Here is a 19,587-nt window from a genome sequence, read left to right as displayed (position 1 = left end):
GGAGCAGCGGGGTTTGTTAAACAGTTTACAGACGATTGAGGGACATTAAGTTAAGCTTTGATCATAAAGAACAAATCTTCAGGAGGGAATGGTATGCCCCAAAAAATTTTATGCTGCGGCATTCTGGAAAAGGAATTGGAGTACGTCCTGCAAGGAAAAGAAGTTGAAATTCATTACCTGGAACCGGGGCTCCACGTGGACTTCGACAAATTGGGAGAAGCCCTTGTGCAGGCCCTGGACGGCATGAACGAAGACAGTGTCGCCGTGGTATTTGGCCTCCAGTGCCACCCGGAAATGGAGCGGATGGTGACCAGGAGGGGCGGGCGGGTCATCCGGGCCAAAAACTGCATTGAGATGCTGCTGGGAGAACGGCTGGCCGAGCTGGATGCCGGGGGCCGCAACTTTTACCTGACCGCCGGCTGGCTGGAGAACTGGCGCAAGATATTCATAGAAGGTTTGAAATGGGACGAGATTGACGCCCGGCAGAATTTCGGTTATTATGACCGTATGCTGCTGCTGGACACCGGGATCATCCCATTTGACGACGAGAAAATCCTGGAGTTCTTTGATTATACCCGGGTGCCCGTTGAAATACTGCCCATAGATTTGGAACATTTTCGCAGGGAAGTGGAAAAGCTTCTGGAAGAGGGGAAATCATGAAAAAGATACGCTGCATGAAGGATCTGGAAATTTTTTCAGCCCTTGATTTTACCGAAAGGGAAAGGATCGGCGCTCTGGCCCGCAAAAGGGTGTACCGTAAGAACGAATTTGTCTTCAGGGAAGGAGAACCTGCCGACGCCATCTACCTCATCAAATACGGCCGGGTGAAACTGTTTAAGGTATCCGGTGAAGGCAGGGAGATCATCCTGGACATCCTCAAAGAAGACGACATGTTCGGTGAAAACACCTTCTTCGAGGATACCCTGCATACCATGAGCGCCCAGGCTATGGAGGACACCTTCGTGTGCTCCTGCAGCAGGGAGGACTTTGCCGTTTTGCTTAAAAACCCCCAAATTTCCTTGAAGATCATTCAACTGCTTGGAAAAAAGTTGAACGATTTTACCGACCAGGTGGCCAACATGGCCTTCAGGGACGTAAGGGGAAGGATTGCCGCTGCGCTCCTGAGCCTGGCGGATGAGTACGGAGTTCCCTCTCCGGAAGGTATTACCATCGACATCGAGCTGACCCACCAGGATATAGGCAACCTGGTCAACGCCTCCCGGGTGATGGTTACAAAGATTTTAGGGCTCTTGAAGCAGGAAGGGATCATTGCCGCCAGGGGGCAGCGCATCTGCCTGCTGGACCGGGAAAAGCTGGCTGAAGCCATGGAAGCCTGTTGAGAAAGTGTGACATTATAATGAATGATAAACAATCTGGTAAAACTCCAGCTGCCGGTGATGAAACATTCGCCCTGAAGATCATTCGAAATTTAGCCGGGCAAATCCAGTTTATGGCCCTTCTGCTGTATGAGATCAAAGCCGGAACACCCCTGGGCAGGGTTCTGGTCGTGTTTTTAAATCTCTACCTGCATTCGGAATACGCTGCGGGTAACAAAAGGGGAAATTTAAAGAATATTCCGATTAAAGTTCTTGCCGAAGCCGCAGGGGTTACTCCGGAAGAACTCTGGGAATTCCTTGATCAACTGGAAGCGGCCTTTAAATTTGAGTCCTGCAGGGACGGAATGAAGTGACGCAACATAAAATTTTAGATTTTCTTGTAAACCAGTTAACAGATTCAGTAAGCCGGTGGACTTTATATTTTCTACAAAAGAAAAAATCAGTAAAAGAAGGAGGAATTCAGCCATGTCCGTACGTGAATCCATCAAAGCGCAGATTATCGGGGCGTTGAAAGGGGCGACTTTTCCCATCCACACCCCTGAGGAGTTGCTGGCGGCGTTTCCCCGGGGAGCCGAAACCACATGCCAGGCTGGCGACTTAAAGATGACCGCCGGCGAGGCCGGCAAACTGTTGAAAGCAGGTGATTTTCCCTTCAAGTCCGCTGAAGAAGTGGCTGAAACCATTGTTAACCGGGCCGGGCTTTAACTATCCTGCCGGGAAGTCCCCCCATAAGGGAGGGGATGAAAGGCGGTCCTCTTTTCAAAATTTTTATGGTGGGGAAGCCACCCGCGACTGGTGCGGCCGGACACTGATTTCCAGGGCCGTCCCGATTTGCGGGTGGCTCTTTTTTGAGTTGGGACGCTTGAAAAGATGTCCTTGTTTGAAATAGTGAGCTGTGCGGGGGAGCATGATGTGGTGGCGGTGGCCATAGATGCCCACCTTACCGGCGCTATAACTGAAGATAACGCCGGAAAAATTGCTCAAACTGAAACATGAAGCACCATATAAAACAGGGAGGGGACCCTTGTATGTACTCCGTCCGGACATGAAATACAGGAGTTGGCATGAATTTTGCACCGCAAATTAAAAGCGTGAGGGGTCAAACTTTCAGGCGCTATATTATGCATGGCCGGGGGTGGGAGGATGCAAACCATCGGAAGGGTGGCCATTAAGCTGGCCGTAGCGGATAAGGAAGAGCTTCCGTCTCTACTCGCCGGGGTCGTCAGGTCGGGGTACCGGGCCGTTGTGGGTAAGGTGGGCTCCATGACGGCGGAAAAGATAGTGGCTGCGGTGGAAACGGCCGTGCAGCGGGAAGAGCTCCTGGAAGACGGGTACAGGCACGTCCATTCCCTCTACCACGCTATCATCGAGGCTTTTTACGGGGTCTGCCGCGGCCAGCTGGAACTGGGTCAAATACTGCGTACCGTTGGTCTTAATTTTGCAGTAGTCAGGGGTCCCCGGGCGCTCCCGGCTGAGGGCAACGGCGACGAATGGCTTGCGGTCGCGCTGTACGGCACCATCGGGGCGCCCAGAAAGGGATTTGAACACGAGGTTATCGGGTTGGGAATAAACCATCTTTAGGTAAGGCCCTCCTCAAAGGACGACCGCCATCCGGGCGGTTGTGCGACAGTGTAAACATAGATGCGAGGGGGATTGGGGGATATTCTTAAGCATATCCCGGCCCAGAAATTCAGAAGGGAGGATGTCAGGTGCTTATTGTGGGCGAGCTGATCAACACCAGCCGCAAACCCATAAAGCAGGCGGTGGAAAACAAAGACGCTGAATACATCAAAGAAATAGCCAGAAAACAGGCCGAGGCCGGAGCACATTACATAGACGTCAACTGCGGGACCCTGGTGCGCAACGAGCCGGAAATCATGGCCTGGCTGGTCAACCTGGTCAAGGAGGCCGTCGATTTGCCCCTGTGCATTGATAGCCCCAACCCCAAGGCTCTGGAGGTGGGGCTGGAGCTGGCGGCGGAAAGGGCCCAGCCGATGGTCAATTCCATTAGCGCGGAAGCGGAGCGATACAACAGCGTTCTGCCCCTGGTGCTTAAATATAAGGCCAAAGTGGTCGCCCTGTTGATGGATGACAGCGGCATGCCTGATACAGCCGAACAGCGCATTGCTATTGTCAGGAAACTGGTTGCCGGCTTGGTGCAGGCGGGGGTTCCCGAAGACGATATCTACATCGATCCGCTGGTCAAGCCTGTGAGCACCGGCGACAGCGCAGGCGTGGAAGTACTCGAGACCCTGCAATTCATCAGGAGAGAGTATCCCGCGGTGCATACCATCTGCGGCCTCAGCAACATCAGTTACGGCCTGCCGAACAGGCCGGTGTTGAACCAGGTATTCCTGATCCAGACCATGACTGCGGGTATGGACGCCTACATCCTGGACCCGCTGGACAGGACCCTGATGGGCTTTTACTATGCATCCCAGGCGCTGTTGGGCAAAGACCCCTATTGTTCTGAGTACCTGAAAGCTCACCGCAGCGGTTTATACCAGAAAGATTGAGTGGCGCTGCCGCCCGACCGGCACCAGGCCACTATATGAATCATAGTTCTAAAAAGGCTAAAAAGACCTGAAGTATCCCCAGTTTTTTTAAGCCCCTGTTTTGGCTCGGTAGCGAGCGACTTGAGCCGAGCGGCCAGCCAAACTTAGCGAGGCGAAAAGCGAAGGCAGGCCCGAGGGCATGGATGCCCGAGGCCGGCAACTGAGGCAGGATGCCGAATTTGCCGGGAAGCCTGCCGGAGCTTTGAGCCGAGCACTAGTTTGGCCCGCGAGGCTCACTGGAGCGAGCGGGAGCCAAAACAGGGTAGTTGGAAAGTGGGGATAACTCAGTAAAAAGACATCTTGCGGTGAGCTTGATTTTATGCTATTCTATATAAAAATATTGAGAAAAATATAAAACATTTCAGGTGCCGGCGTATCCCCCACCGTCACCTGTGACAGGTCCTTCAGCGTGAGGCAAATAATAACCGCAATAACGAAAACCTGTGTTCAGGATGGGATTTTAGGAACAGGCAGCCATACTTAGCAAGTTGTGGTTGCTACAGTGGCAAAATAATCCGCAAGAGTGTTAAATTTTCAATTGACCCAAAACCGCTGCGTGAATAGTTAAGAGTTTGTTGCCAATTCTACTCACAGGCGTTAGTTGATCAGGGAGTAGAGGCGATCATGAGTCGCGCTCTGCTCCCTTTTATTTTCCCAGAGATAGCGACAGGAGGAACAGTCATGATTGAGACAAAAGCCGCCCTTAATTCCTTATTCATCGACGGGAACAGCCTGACCCTGGATCAGGTTTTATCAGTGGCCCGGAAAAACATGCCGGTCAGCCTGGGTGTGGCCGGAAAAGCCAATCTCCTTAAATCCAGGAAAATCGTTGAAAAAATTATCTCCGAGGGGTTAACCGTCTACGGTGTTACCACCGGGTTCGGGAAGTTTAGCGAGGTGACCGTATCCCGGGAGGACTGCAATGCCCTGCAAAAAAACATCATTATGAGCCATGCCGGGGGGGTGGGAGACCCCCTACCCCGGGATGCGGTCAGGGCGATGATGATCCTCAGGGCCAACTCCCTGACCAAGGGTTACTCGGGTGTACGGATGGAGGTTGTTCAGCTTTTGCTGGACATGTTGAACAAGGGCATCCACCCGGTGGTGCCGTGCAAGGGTTCGGTGGGGGCCAGCGGCGACCTGGTTCCCCTGGCGCATATTGCTCTGGCGATGATCGGCCTGGGGGAAGTGGAATACCTGGGGCAGGTCATGCCGTCGGAAGAGGCTTTCAAAATGGCTAAGCTAAGACCGGTCAGCCTCGCGGCAAAGGAAGGCCTGGCCCTGATCAACGGAACGCAGTACATGAGCGCCCTGGGTTGCCTGGCGGTGGCCGACGCCCTGGAACTGGTCAAGGCGGCATCCATTGCTGCGGCCATGACCTTCGAGGCCCTGGAGGGAATCCCGAGCGCTTACGATCCGCGAATCCATGACGTCAGGCCGCACGCTGGACAAAGGAGCTGCGCCCTGGCCATGCGGAAACTTTTAGAGGGCAGCGAATTGCTCACCAGGACAAAACACAAAAGGGTACAGGACGCGTACACCCTCAGGTGCATCCCCCAGGTGCACGGGGCGTCCCTTGACGCCATCAATTACGTCAGGGGCGTCCTGGAAACGGAAATTAATTCGGCCACCGACAACCCGCTCATCTTTCCCGATTCAGGCTGTGTCATCAGCGGGGGCAACTTCCACGGGCAGCCCCTGGCGCTGGCGCTGGACTACCTGGCCCTGGCCGTCTCCGAGCTGGGGGGTATTTCCGAAAGGCGTCTGGAAAGGCTGGTCAACCCGGCCCTCAACGGTGATTTGCCACCCTTTTTAACGCAGCATGGCGGTTTAAACTCGGGGATGATGATCCTGCAGTACGTCGCCGCCGCCCTGGCTTCGGAAAATAAGGTCCTTTCGCACCCGGCCAGCGTTGATTCCATCCCCACTTCGGCCAACCAGGAAGACCACGTGAGCATGGGGTCCATCGCAGCCCTCAAGGCGAGGTCCGTGGTTGAAAATGTTTCCTGGATCGTGGCTGCGGAAATGCTGGCCGCCTCCCAGGCGCTGGATTTCGTCTCCCATACCCTGGGGGCGGGGAGCCGGATCGTCCACCGCCTGATCAGGGAAGTGGTGCCGCACTGGCACGGGGATAGAATCCTCTACCGGGACCTGCACAGGGTTCGCGACCTGTTGTTGAGCGGCCTGATCACCGAGAGGGTGGAGCAGGAAACCGGTCCGCTGATCTAAAGCAGTGCAGAACGGTCTGGAAAGGATGTGCCTGACATGACCAGGGAAAGGATCGACCTGCTGGTACGGAATGCCGGGGAGCTGGTAACGGTTGCCGGGGGCTCCGCACGCCCCAGGCGCGGCCGCGAAATGGCGGAGATCGGCCTGATTCAGGACGGCGCCGTGGCCGTGAAGGACGGGCGGATCCTGGCGGTGGGGAAGACTGCCGAGGTTATGGACCGGGTGAAGGTTGATGAAAATACCACGGTCATCGACGCGGCGGGCAAAGTGGTGCTGCCCGGCCTGGTTGATCCCCACACCCACGTCGTTTTCGCCGGTTCCAGGGAATACGAGCTGGAAATGAAGATCGGGGGTGTGGGCTACCTGGAGATCCTCGCCCGGGGAGGGGGGATCCTGGATACGGTGCGCGCCACCAGGGCGGCTGGCCGCGAGGAGTTGATCGCCACCGGGCTCAAATACCTGGGCCAGATGCTGGTCCAGGGAACGACCACCGCCGAAGCCAAAAGCGGTTACGGCCTCACCCTGGCGGACGAAGTAAAAACGCTGGAAGTCATCCGGGAACTGGCGCAGCGCCAGCCCGTCGACCTGGTGCCCACTTTTCTGGGGGCTCACGCCATACCCCCCGAATATAAGGATGACCCCGAGGGTTACGTGGACCTGGTGGTGGACGAGATGCTTCCCGCCGTGGCCCGGGAGGGGCTGGCCGAGTTTTGCGATGTTTTTTGCGAGGAGGGCGTTTTTTCCGTCGAGCAGACCCGCCGGATCCTGGCCAGAGCCCGCGACCTGGGGTTGAAGCTTAAATTGCACGCCGATGAGATCGTTTCCCTGGGAGGGGCGGAACTGGCCGCAGAACTGGGGGCGACCTCGGCCGATCACCTGGTGCAGGTATCGGAGGAGGGGATCCGGCGGCTTTCCGGATCACGCACGGTAGCCGTGCTCCTGCCCGCAACCACCTTCTGCCTGATGGGCAGTAAGTACGCCCCGGCCCGGGAGATGATCGAACAGGGGGTGGCCGTCGCCCTGGCCAGCGACTTCAACCCGGGGAGTTCCCCGGTAAACTCGCTGCAAATAGTCATGGGGATTGCCTGCCGCCAGTTGAAAATGAAACCCGCCGAAGTGATCACCGCGGTAACCATCAATGCGGCCCACGCCATCGGCCGCGCCGCCGAAGTGGGAAGCCTGGAGCCGGGAAAAAAGGCGGACCTGGTGATCTTCGACGCCCCCACATACCGTTACCTCATGTACCGGTTCGGCACCAACCTGGTCCAGACCGTGGTGAAATCGGGAAGAATCGTGGTAGGAGGATGAAGCCGTGAGGAAACTGGTGGAGTGTGTGCCCAATTTCAGCGAAGGCCGCCGCCCGGAGGTGGTGGAGCAGATTCTGGAGGCCATCAGGGGGGTGGAGGGAATCAGGTTTCTTGACTCCTCCTCCGACGCCAGCCATAACCGGACGGTCGTTACTTTTATCGGGGAGCCCGGGCAGGTGAAGAAAGCCGCTTTCCTGGCCGCCGCCAGGGCTGCCGAGCTGATCAACATGGAGGAGCACCACGGGGAACACCCCCGCATTGGGGCAACCGACGTAATCCCCTTCATTCCCATCGCCGGCGTCACCATGGAGGAATGCGTTGATCTGGCCAGAGAGCTGGGCCGGGAGATAGGAGAGAAGCTGGGGATCCCTGTTTATCTCTACGAAGAGGCAGCCACCCGACCCGAGCGCAAAAACCTTTCCAAGGTGCGCGAGGGACAGTACGAGGGCTTGAAGGAGGCCATAACCCGGCCGGAGAGGGCCCCCGATTTCGGGCCGGCCTGCCTGCACCCCACCGCAGGGGCCACCGCGGTGGGGGCGCGCCCGCCCCTGATCGCCTATAACATCAATCTGGGGACGAGCGACGTGAGGATTGCCAGGGAGATTGCCAAAGCCATCCGCGGCAGCAGCGGGGCGTATCCGAGCATCAAGGCCCTGGGGGTGATGCTGGAAGACCGCGGGATCGCCCAGGTGACGATCAATGTGTGCAACTACCGGGAGGTTCCCCTGCACCGGGTATTTGAAACGGTGCGCAGCGAGGCCGGCCGCTACGGGGTGAACATCGTGGGAAGCGAGATTGTGGGCCTGGTGCCCATGGAGGCGCTCCTGGACGCGGCGGCTTTCTACCTCCGGTTGGAAGGCTTCCAGCCGGAGCAGGTGCTGGAAAAACGCCTCCTGGACCTTTCTGAGTAAGGAGTGCATGGAACGTTGCTGACGGGGATGACTCTCAAGGATTTTCTCGAGGAAGTGGCGTCGGCCTCTCCCGCTCCCGGGGGCGGCAGCGTTGCCGCCCTGGCGGGGGCGCTGGGTGCGGCCCTGGTGTCCATGGTGGCCAACCTGAGCACTGCGCCGGCGGGTGCGGAGGCGGCGGAACGGGAGCAGAAGATGCGGCTTATCCTGGATGAGGCGGCGAAGTTGATGGAAAACCTGGGGGCTGCCGTGGACGAGGACGCCCGGGCCTTCAACCGCGTAATGGAGGCCTACCGGATGCCCAAACAAACCGGCCGGGAAAAAGAAGAGCGCTCTTTGGCCATCCAGCAGGCCCTGCAGGCCGCGGCCCTGCATCCCTTGAAGGTGGCCGGGGAGTGCCTGAAGGTTCTGCACCACTGCCGGGAAGCGGTGGCCTCCGGCAACCCCAACGCCTTGAGCGACGCCGGGGTTGCCTCCCTCATGGCTTACAGCGGGTTGGTCGGTGCCTTGTTCAATGTCGCCACTAACCTCGGCGGTATCAAGGACACGGAGTTCAAAAAAAAGGTTTCCGCCGAAATGAAGGGACTGATGGACGAAGCCGCACAAGTGCTTGCTGAAGTCCGGGTGCTTGTAAATTCCAAACTGTCCTATCCAGTTGATTGGTAAATGCTTCCTGCAAAAGCATTATGCACCCGTGCGAAAAACCGGCAGGTAATCTGTCGATCTCTATCGAATAAACTTGCTTAGGCAGCTTGGAAAGGAGTATCGACAGATGCGGGAAAGGCCGCCAAAAACAAATAAGACCGGCGTAGAAGCCCTGCTGGCCATGCTGGAAAGCGCCCTGGACGCGGTTTCTGAAGGCATCATCATTACTGATGTGGATGGCAGGATTATTTACTACAATCGCGCCCTTGAAAAGATGGAGGGGCTGAAGAGCAGCGAGGTGGTCGGCCGCTATCTGACCGAGGTTTACCGGGTGATACCGGAAAAGAGCGAACACATGACGGTTGTCAGGACGGGAAAGCCCGTTCAAGAGCAGCCCAAGCAGTATTTTACCGGCGAAGGACGGGAAATCAGCCTGGTCGCCAGCACTTACCCCATCTACAAGGATGATCAGGTCATTGGCGCTTTCTCCGTCTGCCGTGATATCACCAGGTTAAAAGACCTCCTGAGCGAAAGTATCCGGCTCCAGAAACATTTGCGGACCGGGAACAGAACCAAAAACTTCAAAGGCAACGGGACGCGGTATACCTTTGAAGATCTGGTCTACGCAAGCCAAACCATGGAAAACTTGGTGCGCCAGGCGGAAAAGGTGGCCAAGGCGGATTGCTCCGTGCTGGTGTACGGTGAGACGGGCACTGGCAAGGAGGTTTTTGTGCAGAGCATTCACAATGCCAGTTCCCGGCAGGACCAACCCTTTGTAGGGATCAACTGCGCGGCAATCCCGGATACGCTGCTGGAGAGCCTTCTCTTCGGCACCGTCAAGGGGGCCTTTACCGGCGCCGTGGACAGCGCGGGGCTGATCGAGCAGGCCGGCCGGGGGACCCTGTTTCTCGACGAAATCAATTCCATGAGCCCTCCGCTGCAGGCCAAGCTGCTCAGGGTGCTGCAGGAGAGAACCTTTCGCCGGGTGGGAGGCCAGAAAGAGATCCCGGTAAACTGCCGGATTATCACCTCCACGAATATGGACCCGTGGGAATGCATCAGGAGGGGCACCTTAAGGGAAGACCTGTATTACCGGTTTGCCGTTTTCACCATCTATATCCCTCCCTTGCGCGAGAGGCCGGAGGACATCGAAGCGCTCATCTCCCACTTTATCAACAGGTACGGCAAGATTTACGGCCAGGGCCGGGTTCAGCTGGAGCCGGAGTTGAAAGAAGCGTTTCTGCGTTACCAGTGGCCGGGGAATGTCCGCGAGCTGGAGCACATCATCGAAAGCTGCCTGGCTATGCTCGATCCCGGCGAAAGCCTGATTACGTTCAACCACCTGCCCTCCTGCGTCAGGCCGAAATTTTCCAGATGCAAACATACGTTCAATTTTAACTCCGGCCAGGCAGGCAGCCATCTCCACCAGATCCTGGAGGATGTGGAAAGGCAGGTCATCAAGGATGTTTTGAGAAAAAACCAGGGAAACATTACCAGGGCGGCCAGGTCCCTGGGCATTTTAAGGCAGAACCTGCAGTACCGCATGCGCAGGCTGGGAATAAAGGTGGAGGCCGGCTCGCTGGAATGAAGTTCCGGACGCCCGCCAGGCGCACAAAAGTTTTGCACACCAGGATTATTTGCGGCTTAAAGCCAGGCCCGGAGCGGGGCGGGGTGCATAAAAAATGTGCAGCTTCATGCGTGTGGTGCTGAAACAGTGTAACACCGGAGCTGCGAAGGGGAGGAAAGAGAAATGATCAGCAACAGGGAAATAGCGGCAGCGATGACCATAAAGCTGGACAACGAACTGCCGGAAATGCCGGAATTTGTGGAGGGTATCAGAAGGGCTCCCAGCAGGGGTTTCCGGCTCACCCCTGCCCAAACCAAGATCGCCCTGAAGAACGCGCTGCGCTACGTGCCGGAAGAACTCCACGAGAAGCTGGCGCCGGAATTCTTAAACGAACTGCTGACCCGGGGCAGGATCTACGCCTACCGCTTCAGGCCGCCGGGAAGGATCTATGCCAGGCCCATCGACGAGTATAAGGGGAATTGCCTTGAAGGCAAGGCGTTCCAGTTGATGATTGACAACAACCTGGACTTCGAGGTTGCCCTCTATCCCTATGAACTGGTTACGTACGGGGAAACAGGGAGGGTCTGCCAGAACTGGCTGCAGTACAGGTTGATCAAAAAGTATCTTGAGGTCATGACCGACCGCCAGACCCTGGTGGTACAATCGGGTCACCCCCTGGGATTGTTCCCGTCGAAACCCGATGCGCCCAGGGTAATTATTACCAACGCCCTGATGGTCGGTATGTTCGACAACCCCCATGATTGGGAGATTGCCGAGGAAATGGGTGTGGCCAACTACGGCCAGATGACGGCGGGCGGCTGGATGTACATCGGGCCGCAGGGGATCGTTCACGGCACCTACAATACCCTGTTGAATGCCGGGAGGTTGAAACTCGGGATCCCCCACGACGGGGATTTGAGCGGGCGTTTATTTGTATCTTCGGGCCTTGGCGGGATGAGCGGAGCCCAGGCCAAGGCGGTGGAGATAGCCCGGGGTGTGGGCATCATCGCCGAGGTGGACTACTCCCGGATCAAGACGCGCTACGACCAGGGCTGGGTCAGCAGGGTGTCTTCCGACCTGGACGAGGTCTTCCGGATGGCCAGGGAATCCCTGTCCCGGAGGGAACCGCTGTCCATCGCCTATCACGGCAACGTGGTGGACCTCCTGGAGTACATCGTCAAGCACAACATCCCCGTCGACCTCCTCTCCGACCAAACCTCCTGCCACGCCGTTTACGACGGAGGGTATTGCCCCCAGGGTGTGACCTTTGAAGAGAGGACGAGGCTTTTAGCTACCGACAGGGAGAGATTCAAGGTTCTGGTGGACAGGAGTCTGAGGCGCCACTACGAGCTGATTAAAATCCTGGTGGAAAGGGGTACTTATTTCTTTGATTACGGCAATTCCTTCATGAAGGCGGTGTTTGACGCCGGCGTCAAGGAGATCGCCAGAAACGGTGTGGATGAGAAGGACGGCTTTATCTGGCCTTCTTACGTGGAAGACATTATGGGACCCATGCTCTTTGATTACGGATATGGCCCTTTCAGGTGGGTTTGCCTGAGCGGTAAGCACGAGGACCTGGTGAAGACCGACCGCGCGGCCATGGAGTGCATCGACCCCAACCGCCGGCCCCAGGACCGGGATAATTACGTCTGGATCCGGGACGCGGAGAAGAACAACCTGGTGGTTGGCTCCAAGGCCAGGATCCTCTACCAGGATGCCGAGGGGCGGGTGAAGATCGCCCTCAAGTTCAATGAAATGATTCGCAGAGGCGAGATCGGGCCCGTAATGCTGGGCAGGGACCACCACGATGTAAGCGGAACCGACTCCCCCTTCAGAGAAACCGCCAACATCAAGGACGGCAGCAATATCATGGCCGATATGGCCGTCCAGTGCTTTGCCGGAAACGCGGCCAGGGGGATGAGCCTGGTGGCCCTGCACAACGGCGGGGGTGTGGGCATCGGCAAGGCCATCAACGGTGGCTTCGGCCTGGTCCTCGATGGAAGCGAAAGGGTTGACGAAATTATCAAATCGGCCCTGCTGTGGGATGTGATGGGCGGCGTGGCCAGGCGTTCCTGGGCGAGAAACGAGCATTCCCTGGAAACCAGCATCGAATTTAATAAACAATACCAGGGGGCGGGACATATCACCCTACCATATCTGGCCGATGATAAGTTCCTTGATGAACTGGTGGCAAAGACCTTTAATTTAAAGTAGTTTCGTAATATTCAGTGAGCCCGGTTGGATGCGGTACTGTGCTCGTTCACTCCAGTGTTTGGTAGCACGGAACGACGGGTGACGACCGCCGTCCCGGGTAGTTATGCGACAGTATCTTGCGGATTGCTCAAAGGGGGTGGGTTCTTGGAGTATATCAGATTTGTGCAAAAAAATACGCAATTGCTCATGGAGTACGGCCACAACCACTTAACCCTTGTCCTCTGGGCCGTGGTCATCTCGCTGCTTTTATGGGTCCCGGTGGGCGTTCTGATCACCAGGGACGAGAAGTGGGCCAACCGGGTCCTGGGCATAGCAAACACCATTTTCTGCGTGCCCAGCTTATCCCTGTTTGCGGTGATGGTGACCATCCCCTTCCTGGGTTTGGGAAGGCGGTCCGCCCTGATCGCGCTGGTGTTATATGCCATGATGCCGCTGGTGAGGAACGTCTATCAGGGGGTTAAGTCCGTGGACCCGAGCGTAATCGAGGCCGCCAGAGGCATGGGGATGAATTCCTGGAGGATTCTGTGGGAGATCCGGCTCCCGCTGGCCACGCCGGTGATCTTTGCCGGATTCAGGGTAACCGTCGTTATGACCACCGGTATTGCGGCGGTGGCCACTTATATCGGCGAGAGGAACCTGGGCCGGCTGATTGCCGAGGGTCTCACCAGGTTCAACATCGAGATGATCGTGGTGGGGGCGCTTTTGATCGCCGGTATTGCCATTGTTCTGGACACCGTTCTCGGCGGCCTGGAAAAGAAAATGGTGCCCCGGGGTCTGCGCGTCCGCCGTGGTTAAGCAAGTAATTAAGGAACAGTGGTTGCCTGTGTTGGGCTTTATCTGAAGGGGGAGGCAAGGTGATCGAGTTAAGGGAAGTCACGAAAATTTACAAGGGACAGACGGTTCCGGCGGTGAACAAACTTTCGCTCAAGATCCTCAAGGGAGAAACGTGCGTTTTTGTCGGACCCTCGGGTTGCGGGAAAAGTACCACCCTGCGCATGATCAACCGGCTGATCGAGCCAACCTCCGGGACAATTTTAATCGACAACAAGGACATCAGGGAAAGCAACCCGGACAAGCTGAGGATGGGCATAGGGTATGTCATCCAGCAGATCGGGCTTTTGCCTCACCGGACGGTGGCGGAAAATATTGCCATAGTGCCGCGACTGTACGGCTGGCCCAGGGAAAAAATCAAGAAGCGGGTGGACGAACTGCTGGAACTGGTGGGGCTGGACCCGGAAACGACCAGAAACAAGTTTCCTTCCCAGCTCAGCGGGGGCCAGATGCAAAGGGTGGGAGTGGCCCGGGCCATGGCGGCGGATCCCCCGATCATGTTGATGGACGAGCCTTTTGGCGCCGTGGACCCCATCGTCAGAAATTACCTGCAGGACGAGTTTTTGCGGCTGCAAAGGGAATTGAAGAAGACAATTTGTTTTGTCACCCACGATATTAATGAAGCCATCAAGATGGGGGATAAGATCGCCATCTTTAACCGGGGGGAACTGGTTCAGTACGGCACCCCGCAGGAGATCCTGACCAGGCCCGCCAACGATTTTGTCCGCGATTTCATCGGGTACGACAGGGCTGTGAAGATGCTGAGCCTCTTCAGGGTGGAGCAACTGGTAAGGCGCCGGGTTTGTACCGTCTCCGAAAACGAATTGCCCGGCGCGGCGCAAAAAATGAAGGATCAGGGCGCTGATGCCTGTTTTGTACTGGACGCCGCGGGCAAGCCGGCCGGTTTTGTGACGGCACAAACCATCGCCAATAACGGGTCCGTGGCTCCCGAAATGCTGAAGCAGCTGGCCTTGAGCAACAAAGAGGCTTTTGTTCAGGGGATGACCCTCCTGCGGGATGCCCTGTCGCTGATGCTGGAACTGGACACGGAATACCTCGGCGTCCTGGACCGGGAAGTACCGGTGGGGGTGGTTACCCTGGGCGATATCAGGCAGTATATCAGCAGAAAAGAGGGCGAGCAATGAACTGGCTGCGTTTTCAGGATGCCCTTTTCCACAGAGCCCCGGAAGCCCTGGCCGTCCATATCCTGATGGTGGTGATCGCGGTAACCCTGGCGGTGGCCATTTCCGTTCCCACCGGCATTATCCTGACCAGGCCGAAGTACAGGAAATTGGGGGTCGTCGTGCTGAACATCCTGAACCTGCTGCAGACCGTCCCCGGCCTGGCCATCGTGGCCCTGGCCATGCCCGTTCTCGGCATGGGCTTGAAACCCACCATCGTCGCCCTGGTCGTTCAGGGGCTTTTGCCCATCGCCAGGAACACCATTGCCGGCCTGGCCGGAGTGAATCCCGATGTCAAAGAAGCGGCGCTGGGCATGGGCATGCCGCAGAAAAAAATCCTCCTGGAAGTGGAGCTCCCCCTGGCCATGCCGGTCATCCTGGCGGGGATCCGGACGTCCACGGTGTATATAGTCAGCGTGGGCACCCTCGCCGCCTACATCGGGGGAGGCGGCCTGGGCGACCTGATCGTGACCGGGTTGAACATGTTCTGGTCCGAATTCCTGATCGTGGGCGCCGGCCTGGGAGCTTTGCTGGCCATTTTTCTCGACCGGGCCCTTGGTTACCTGGAGCACAGGATCACTCCACCAGGGTACGGGGCTTAATAACTAAGCTTTGGGAAAGGAGGGGATGGTGCAGCAGATGCATTAATGGCGTGTTTAGTTGCGGAGGTGGAAAAATTTAAGGAAAGGAGAAATTTGTTATGAAGAGATTTTTCAAGTATGGTCTTGCGGCAGTGCTTGTGCTCGCCCTGATGGTGAGCATATTCGGGTGTTCGGGCGGCCAATCCGGCGACAACAAGGATGCCAAGACTTCCGCTGGCCAAAATAAGCCGACCATCGTGATCGGTTCCAAGACCTTTACCGAGGCACTGTTGCTGGGCACCATGACCTACCAGTACCTGCAGCACCTGGGCTATCCGGTGGAAAACAAGGTCGGCCTCGGCGAGCTGGCCGTGATCAGGCCCGCCCTGGAGTCCGGGCAGATCAGCGGTTACTGGGAATACACGGGAACAGTGCTGATCAACGTGATGAAACACGAGCCGAGCTTTGACGAGGAAGAATGCTACAGGCTGGTCAAAGAGTGGGATGAGAAAAACGGCCTGATCTGGCTGGACTACGCCCCGCTCAACGATACCTACGGGATCATGGTGAGAAAGGACATCGCCGAAAAGTACAACCTGAAGAAAACTTCCGACCTGATCGAGCAGATCAAGAAGGGCGAGCCCATCAGGTTCGTGAGCACCCAGGAGTACAACGAACGGCCTGACGGCCTGGCGCACTTCGAGAAAGTATACGACTTCAAATATCCTAAAAAATACCTCATCAACGCCGCGCTTAACGTTGGATATGAAGCGTTAAAGTCAAAGCAGGCCGAGGCTGGGCTTGCCTTCACCACGGATGCCCGGGTCAAGGCATACGGCCTGGTGATGCTGGAAGACGACAAGAAGGCCTTTCCGGTTTACAATGCCGCGCCGGTCTTCCGGAAAGAGATCATCGACGCCTATCCCCAACTTCCCGAACAGATGAAAAAGCTGAGCTCGCTGCTTGACGACGAAACCATCATGGAATTGAACAAGCAGGTGGACGTGGACAAGAAGAGCGTGGATGAAGTATCCAGGGAGTTCCTCAAGAAAAGCGGCTTGATCAGTTAACTGACGGCAAGCCGGGGCTGGGCAGGTGGTCCTTTCGCCTGCCCAGCCTGGTTCGACCCGGCTGGTTCAACCCGCTGCCGCCGGTTGTGACGGCGGCAGCGGGCGGACTTAAAAGGGTTAATATAATTTCTTGCGGGAGATGTTACCATTGCAGCTTCTGAAAGATTTCAGCAGGGTCTTTGGAGTCCCCGCATTTATTGAACCCTATCTACATTTTTTCGTCACGGAAGAAGAAATGCGCCTCGTGGCGGTGTTGGGGAACAGGAGCCTGACCGGGGAAGAGATAGCTACCATAATGGCCAAGCCTTACCAAGGTATCAAGGGTTGGCTGGAAAGTGCCTACTGGCGCCATATATTGAACAGGGAGGAAAAGGATGGAGTTGTCCTTTACAGCGCCGGCAATTTTTATGACCGGCTGGACAACTTCTGCAAATTCGGTAACTACCACGTCCTTCCTAGAAAGGTGCGGGACGAGCTAGACGCATGGTGCTTTGAAGAATACCTGAAAAGAAACAACTACTTCGAGAAAGTCTTACAAGGTGAGCCCGATTACACAGACTGCCACAACGAGTGGGTGCTCCTTTTAAACGAAGTAGAGGAAATGATCGACTCTGCACCAGTGATAAGGGTTTTGCCGTGTAACTGCAAAATGCTGGCCGGTCGGTGTGATCACTCCCGGGAGGTCTGCCTGATCCTAGATCCGCAACGGATTTCTGACCGGACGGGGGGAAGAGACTTGACCAGGGAAGAAGCCAAAGAGCTGGTGCGTAAGCTCGATCAGGAAGGTCTGATGCATACCGGAGGGCCACCGGATTGGCGGGAGAAAGGTCCCGGTGTTGTTTGCAATTGTTGTGCATGCTGCTGCTATCCCTTCCGGGCGGCCATGCGGCTGGGGACCCGCGGCAAGTGGCCCAGGTCACGCTACCTGGCTCATTATGACAGGGCGAAGTGTCTTTTTTGTGGCTTATGTGCCAGGCGTTGTCATTTTGGTGCCTTTTATTTTGACGGTACGAAGGTGAAAAAAAACGGCAGACTAAAGTCAAATATTGCCTTTAACCCCGAACTCTGCTGGGGGTGCGGGATCTGCGCCGGCGCTTGCCCCGGCGGGGCCATCGTCATGATCAGAAAGGTGATATGAATCGCACGAGAAGGGGGAGAAAGTGATGAACCACCTTGCGGGAGACCTGGTCCATGTAAATTTGACCACCGGGGAAATTAAAAGAAGGCCGTGGCCGGAAGACGTGATTAAGTCTTATCTGGGCGGGCGCGGACTGGCCGACTACATCCTGTTGAAGTATTTGTCCAGGTCTGTGGAGCCGCTTGATCCCGGAAATATCCTTGTTTTTTCGCCCGGCTTCTTAAGCGGCACCCGGATGATCACCACCGGCAGGCTGCACATCAGCGCCCGCTCCCCCCTCACGGGTTTTCTCGGTTCCTCCAACGGGGGCGGTCATTTTGCCGCCGAACTCAAGGCCTGCGGTATTTCAGCCCTCATCGTCACGGGGAGGGCGGAAAAACCATCCTTTATCAATATCAGGGGGGAAGAGGTGACCATTGAGGATGCAACTCCCGTCTGGGGCCTGAAAACCCATGAAGCGCGCCGGAAGCTAAAGGAACTGGCGGGTGACAACCAGGCCAGGGTGATCCTCATCGGTCCTGCCGGGGAGAATCTTTCCGCCCTGGGGTGCGTGGTGACGGATGTGGGGCACGCCGCCGGCAGGACCGGCATGGGGGCGGTCATGGGTTCCAAGAATTTGAAGGCTGTCGTGGCGAGGAAGACGGCTTCCTTCAACAGGGAAGTGCCGGAGAAGGCAGTCCGGGCGGTTAAGGAGTACATCGAAAAATTGAAGTCCCTCCCCTGCTGGGAGGAGTGGACCACGGACGGCTCTTCCACCAGCGTTTCATGGACCGACCGCCTGGGCGCCTGCGGGGTCAAGAATTTCCGCCAGGTGACCTTTGAAGGGATAGAAACTGCCTGCGGTTCCGCCTACAGGGATCTCCTTTTAAAGCACCATTCCTGCTACAATTGCCCCATTCACTGCCGGGCCTTCGTCCGGATCGACCGGGGCCGGCACGCGGGCTTTATAGGCGACCGCGGCGAGTACGAGCCCCTCTCCATGTGGGGGCCGCGTTGCGGCAACCCCGACGGGCTGGAAAGCATCTACCTTTGCAACCTATGTGACGAATACGGGATCGACAGTATGGAAACGGGCAGTGTCGTCGCTTTTGCCATAGACCTGTTTGAGCGGGGAATCCTGACCAAAGAGGACACGGAAGGACTGGAGCTCACCTGGGGCAACGCCCTGGCCATGGAGGAAATGGTGCACCGCATGGCCAACCGCCGCACCTGGCTGGGAAACGTCCTGACCCAGGGGATAAAGCGGGCTGCCGAAATCATCGGCCGGGGTGCGGAAAAATACGCCTACCATGTGAAGGGCTTGAGCCTGCCCATCATGGACCCCAGGGGCTTCAAGGGAAGCGGACTGGGCTACGCGGTGGCCAGCAGGGGGGCCGATTTTTGCCACGTTTACGCCAAGCCGGAATACGCCTACACCCCGGAGCAGGCCCTTGCGGCTTACGGGACCGAAAAGGTCGCCGACAGGCTCTCCGAAGAAGGCAAGCCTTTGCTGGTCAAGCAGTGCCTGTGTGCCAATGCGGTCATCGACTCCCTGGGGATCTGCAAGATTCCCGAGTTCGCCATGCTTTTGGATTTCGACCTGGCCGAAGCGGCAAAGGTCCTCTCGGCCTTTGCGGGGGAGGAATTCACAGGTGAACAACTGCTCAAGATCGGCGAGCGGATCATCAACGCGGAAAGGCTGTTTAATTTCCGGTTTGGAGCCACCGGCAGTGACGATACCCTCCCGGGGAAATTCCTCACCGAACCCGTGCCGGAAGGCCCCTGCAAAGGCTCCGTGGTTCACCTGGAACCGATGTTGAAGGAGTTCTATTCCCTGATGGGCTGGAACGAAAACGGGTCGGTCGGCGAGGCTAAAAAGAGCGAGCTCGGTTTGGAGGGGCTCACCGGAGAAGACGACCTCGCCCGGATCTAAAAGCCCGGACTGATAAAATTTCCCCGGTTCAGCCCGCCCGGCCAACCGGGGAACACTGTTTTTAATGCATAAAGATAAAGCATGCAAATATTCTTTGCACGTGCGGAAGTAC

Annotated in this window: 19 protein-coding genes; all 19 read left to right on the top strand. The window is 56.9% G+C overall.

Annotated elements, in window-relative coordinates:
- Positions 1–93: 93 nt before the first annotated feature.
- The 19 genes from G7K71_RS05765 (at position 94) to G7K71_RS05680 (ending at position 19,475) form a co-directional block, all read left to right on the top strand.
- On the top strand, positions 94–660 hold the full coding sequence (locus tag G7K71_RS05765) for a DUF1638 domain-containing protein (RefSeq protein WP_166344166.1): 567 nt from the start codon (positions 94–96) through the stop codon (positions 658–660).
- Positions 657–1,340 (top strand): Crp/Fnr family transcriptional regulator, encoded by a 684-nt coding sequence (locus G7K71_RS05760; RefSeq protein WP_166344164.1) that lies wholly within the window; start codon positions 657–659, stop codon positions 1,338–1,340. The genes G7K71_RS05765 and G7K71_RS05760 overlap by 4 nt, the downstream gene beginning before the upstream one ends.
- Before the next feature lie 17 nt (positions 1,341–1,357).
- Positions 1,358–1,690, top strand: coding sequence for a hypothetical protein (locus tag G7K71_RS05755; protein ID WP_166344162.1), 333 nt, complete (start codon positions 1,358–1,360; stop codon positions 1,688–1,690).
- A 112-nt stretch (positions 1,691–1,802) separates the two neighbouring features.
- Positions 1,803–2,042, top strand: coding sequence for an MTH865 family protein (locus G7K71_RS05750; RefSeq protein WP_166344160.1), 240 nt, complete (start codon positions 1,803–1,805; stop codon positions 2,040–2,042).
- A 165-nt stretch (positions 2,043–2,207) separates the two neighbouring features.
- A complete protein-coding gene (locus G7K71_RS19795; RefSeq protein WP_279286275.1) occupies positions 2,208–2,333 on the top strand; it encodes a hypothetical protein in 126 nt (41 codons plus the stop codon).
- Positions 2,334–2,480: 147 nt separating this feature from the next.
- Positions 2,481–2,918: a HutP family protein gene (locus tag G7K71_RS05745; protein WP_166344158.1), complete on the top strand. Its 438-nt coding sequence runs from the start codon at positions 2,481–2,483 to the stop codon at positions 2,916–2,918.
- A 128-nt stretch (positions 2,919–3,046) separates the two neighbouring features.
- Positions 3,047–3,853 (top strand): methyltetrahydrofolate cobalamin methyltransferase, encoded by an 807-nt coding sequence (locus G7K71_RS05740; protein WP_166344156.1) that lies wholly within the window; start codon positions 3,047–3,049, stop codon positions 3,851–3,853.
- Between the two features lie 720 nt (positions 3,854–4,573).
- Positions 4,574–6,121 carry a histidine ammonia-lyase gene (gene hutH / locus G7K71_RS05735; RefSeq protein WP_166344154.1) on the top strand — a complete coding sequence of 516 codons (1,548 nt, stop codon included), beginning with the start codon at positions 4,574–4,576 and terminating at the stop codon, positions 6,119–6,121.
- A 36-nt stretch (positions 6,122–6,157) separates the two neighbouring features.
- Complete coding sequence (gene hutI / locus G7K71_RS05730; protein ID WP_166344152.1) at positions 6,158–7,429, top strand: imidazolonepropionase; 1,272 nt, start codon at positions 6,158–6,160, stop codon at positions 7,427–7,429.
- Between the two features lie 4 nt (positions 7,430–7,433).
- Positions 7,434–8,339, top strand: coding sequence for a glutamate formimidoyltransferase (gene ftcD / locus G7K71_RS05725; protein WP_166344150.1), 906 nt, complete (start codon positions 7,434–7,436; stop codon positions 8,337–8,339).
- A 15-nt stretch (positions 8,340–8,354) separates the two neighbouring features.
- Positions 8,355–9,002, top strand: coding sequence for a cyclodeaminase/cyclohydrolase family protein (locus G7K71_RS05720; RefSeq protein ID WP_243174579.1), 648 nt, complete (start codon positions 8,355–8,357; stop codon positions 9,000–9,002).
- 106 nt (positions 9,003–9,108) lie between these two features.
- The gene (locus G7K71_RS05715; protein ID WP_166344148.1) at positions 9,109–10,569 is read left to right on the top strand and encodes a sigma-54-dependent Fis family transcriptional regulator; all 1,461 of its coding nucleotides are present in this window, start codon (positions 9,109–9,111) and stop codon (positions 10,567–10,569) included.
- Positions 10,570–10,731: 162 nt separating this feature from the next.
- The gene (locus G7K71_RS05710; RefSeq protein ID WP_166344132.1) at positions 10,732–12,762 is read left to right on the top strand and encodes a urocanate hydratase; all 2,031 of its coding nucleotides are present in this window, start codon (positions 10,732–10,734) and stop codon (positions 12,760–12,762) included.
- Positions 12,763–12,906: 144 nt separating this feature from the next.
- Entirely contained in the window at positions 12,907–13,557 is a 651-nt protein-coding gene (locus G7K71_RS05705) for an ABC transporter permease (protein ID WP_243174578.1), read from the top strand.
- Positions 13,558–13,616: 59 nt separating this feature from the next.
- Positions 13,617–14,738, top strand: coding sequence for a betaine/proline/choline family ABC transporter ATP-binding protein (locus tag G7K71_RS05700; protein WP_166344130.1), 1,122 nt, complete (start codon positions 13,617–13,619; stop codon positions 14,736–14,738).
- Entirely contained in the window at positions 14,735–15,376 is a 642-nt protein-coding gene (locus G7K71_RS05695) for an ABC transporter permease (RefSeq protein WP_166344128.1), read from the top strand. The genes G7K71_RS05700 and G7K71_RS05695 overlap by 4 nt, the downstream gene beginning before the upstream one ends.
- 98 nt (positions 15,377–15,474) lie before the next feature.
- Positions 15,475–16,425: a glycine betaine ABC transporter substrate-binding protein gene (locus G7K71_RS05690; protein WP_166344126.1), complete on the top strand. Its 951-nt coding sequence runs from the start codon at positions 15,475–15,477 to the stop codon at positions 16,423–16,425.
- 148 nt (positions 16,426–16,573) lie between these two features.
- A complete protein-coding gene (locus G7K71_RS05685; protein ID WP_166344124.1) occupies positions 16,574–17,563 on the top strand; it encodes a 4Fe-4S binding protein in 990 nt (329 codons plus the stop codon).
- Positions 17,564–17,588: 25 nt separating this feature from the next.
- A complete protein-coding gene (locus tag G7K71_RS05680; protein WP_207712663.1) occupies positions 17,589–19,475 on the top strand; it encodes an aldehyde ferredoxin oxidoreductase family protein in 1,887 nt (628 codons plus the stop codon).
- The last annotated feature ends 112 nt before the right edge of the window (positions 19,476–19,587 follow it).

Source organism: Desulfofundulus sp. TPOSR (genome assembly GCF_011393055.1).
In the GTDB taxonomy this organism is placed as follows: Bacteria; Bacillota; Desulfotomaculia; order Desulfotomaculales; family Desulfovirgulaceae; genus Desulfofundulus; species Desulfofundulus kuznetsovii.
Note: the sequence above shows the minus strand (reverse complement) of the source record. Positions and strands in the feature narration are given on the sequence as shown.